The sequence below is a fragment of the Alteromonas sp. McT4-15 genome (assembly GCF_020515205.1).
GTDB lineage: Bacteria > Pseudomonadota > Gammaproteobacteria > Enterobacterales > Alteromonadaceae > Alteromonas.
The window spans coordinates 1-2,762 of record NZ_JAJALG010000075.1 but is presented as its reverse complement, the minus strand read 5'-3'; the positions used below and the strand labels follow the sequence as shown (position 1 = coordinate 2,762).

The window sequence follows — 2,762 nt, the reverse complement described above, 5'->3', positions numbered from 1 at the left end:
ATTTTAAATTCTTCAGGGTAGCGTTTACCGCTCATAAGCACCTCTCTTTTCAGTTAGTTTATCTAACTGAGAGGCGTCTAGGAAATTAGTGGCGATTCATAACACAAACTCACTTGCACCCATTTTACGCTTTCGATCACGTTCAGAAATGACACTTTTCAGGACTTCAGCATGAGGTGCATTCAGCCAAGGTTGAAATTTATTGCAGGTGTAACAATGAATTGTGCCATTAGCACAAAAGCCAAACTTGCCACAATTTCCGACAGGATTGCCATCATTGTTATTAATTCGGCTACGAGGATCATTGGCTCGAATTGCGTCTTTTTCGCTATCTATTAAAGTACCTGAAAATGCCTGCGCCAATGGCGTTAAATCAGATGCCAATGCTTCATCAATTCTGTCAGCCATTGCTTCGTTGAACTCAGTGTAGACTTTTACTTGTTGGGTATCCGACTGGCCTAGTTCTTCGGCTATTGCATAATCGCTTGCTCCTAACATTGCCATATTGGTTGCATGGGTATAGCGGAATCGTCTGGGATTGATATGCAAATCACCAAACCCATCATCTAACTTAATCCGTGTTGTTTTTAAAGGGCAAAGTCGAGACAAACGCCTGATCATTTCACCAATAGAAGGATTTGCTCCTTTCATCCGTATACACAATAAGTCAGGCGTTTTTTGTTGTAGCTGTTCAAATTCATCAAAACTAGCGAGTTTAGACATTTCTCGTGTATTGAGGAAAATAGGAATTTGGTTCTTTTGGCTGGATTTCAATTTAATATCAAATTGTGTTTCAACAGCCTTGATGGATTGATTTGCCTGCGTTTTTAGCACCAGCATTAAATCTTCACCAGTGTCCTTCTTGAGTTGAAAAGAGCCTCTAAAATGTTCATCACGTTTTTTAGCATTTGGGAGTTGTAAATCAAAATGCTCAACACCTTCTTCAGTCCTTGTTATTAAATCTCCATAGTAGAGATAAGTGAGTTGAACAGGACGGGCACCCGTTTGTTGTAGTGCCATGATAAAGGCGTAATCAGTCAACGAGATCTGCTTTTCAGTAAAGGCATCCACGTACCAGTTTATAAAGGCTGTTTGTTCTTCAAATGAATACGCTCCGCTAAAAGGGCAGCCTAAGGCAACAGCTTTTCCTTTTTCATTACCAGAAAGTTTAAGTGAGTTAAGTAACTCAACCGCCTTTTTATCAACTCCTTTGATCTCTTTGTCGTGCCAGTCCAGTAAAAATGCACGAATATAACCAAGCTTGTATTCAGTGCTTTTAGTCAGGGTCGCTTTGAAATTCACTATATGCTGTTCTCGAACAGCATCACTCACGCCAATTGCAAAAAGCAATCGGCTAAACATGAATATATTCAACGCATAAGAAGACGAAAATTCTGAAGCATAGTCAGCCAAGGCTAGTTTGAAGTTAATTTCGAACTTTGGGTCTAAATTTAGAGGGGCCAGTAAATCAAAATTCAGTGACTTATTTGCATCTAATTGCCAAAGATCGTCATACACATCAAATTCATAGTTAGCTTTACTGTATCGCTTATCCGACTTTGTTCTAGCGCTTTTTGAGCCGTGTAATTTTTTTGCTTTAGCTACCATGATAACCCTCGTCTGTTTTGTGCTTCATCCGCGATTGCATTCTTTGGCGTATCCTTTGTGCCTGTTTTCTTGCAGTTCGCTTGAGATAAATCTCACCTGATTTAAGAGATGAATGTCCATTTAATTCAGCTCTTATCTCCAGCTCTCGCTGCTTTGTAATCTTATTTTCGTCTGCATATTGCTTTGCAGCTTGATGCAACCCCGCCTGTTCCAATCGTTTTACTTCTTGCCTGACAGCCCTTCTTTCCTCATCAATCTGATCTGACAGTTGATCATTAAAATAATGCCTATAAGAATGAGGTGTAATAGCCCAGAAACGCTCAGGGTTAACACCTTTAATGCTTTTAAATACATCATTAATTGTTTGTTGAATGAGCGGTTGTCCAGACTGGTAATGTCCCTCCTTATCTTTGTGAGAAACAAAAATAAATGGGTGTGTTTTCGCTACTTTCGTATCCGCACGATGAACCTTTATATAAGTATTTAACAAGTCTCTTAGCTCTTTTGTAATAGAAACAGCTCTGCCGAGAGTCTTTGCTGTTGGCTCTTTTAACCTAGGATCATCCTTACTGTCATGTCTTCTAACAACTGACAATGCTGGATTGTCAATATCTGTTCCAATATCGCTAATTCGAAGCGCTAATAACTCAGCACATCTAAATCCTGTTTCATACAAAACTTGAACAATTAAATAGTTTCTAAACTTGATAACTGGGTTTTTAAACGGGTTGTAATGTGAATCAGGCTTAGCTACCTCAACAAAGTCATCAAATACATCATCTGGAATACCAGATTTATCTAAGGAAACTTTCTTCGATTTTCCTTTTGGCTTACCACTCTTAAGTCGAGTTTTCATCTTATCCAGCGCCTCCATAAGTTCTGCGGCTGCTGGCTTATGCTTGACTCTCTCTTGCCCTATAAAGTGAAGAAACTCTGCAATGTGAGCTATACGGGATATATATTGAGATTTACCAATAGTCGGTTTGTCTTGTGATTTTGATAAATGAAACTTTCCCATATCGACCACATTACTTGCTGGTTTATCTTTAACCACTTTAGCCTGATATGAGCAGTGCTCTTTAAGTTTATTAATATCATCAAGGTTAGGTACTTTACCGTTATATATTTCCTCAAGCAGATCCCTACCGTTAATC

The 2,762-nt window shown here is 38.9% G+C and carries 2 protein-coding genes; both read right to left on the bottom strand.

Going from position 1 to position 2,762, the window contains the following annotated elements:
• Nucleotides 1-96: 96 nt before the first annotated feature.
• Nucleotides 97-1,608 carry a site-specific integrase gene (locus LHL20_RS20670; protein ID WP_226434652.1) on the bottom strand — a complete coding sequence of 504 codons (1,512 nt, stop codon included), beginning with the start codon at nt 1,606-1,608 and terminating at the stop codon, nt 97-99.
• A partial coding sequence (locus tag LHL20_RS20665) for a site-specific integrase (RefSeq protein ID WP_226434651.1) occupies nt 1,598-2,762 on the bottom strand: 1,165 nt, incomplete at its 5' end. The genes LHL20_RS20670 and LHL20_RS20665, both read right to left, overlap by 11 nt.

Coding starts and splice junctions, on each gene's coding strand:
- LHL20_RS20670 (WP_226434652.1), bottom strand. CDS start 1,608: ATGGTAGCTAAAGCAAAAAAATTACACGGCTCAAAAAGCGCTAGAACA.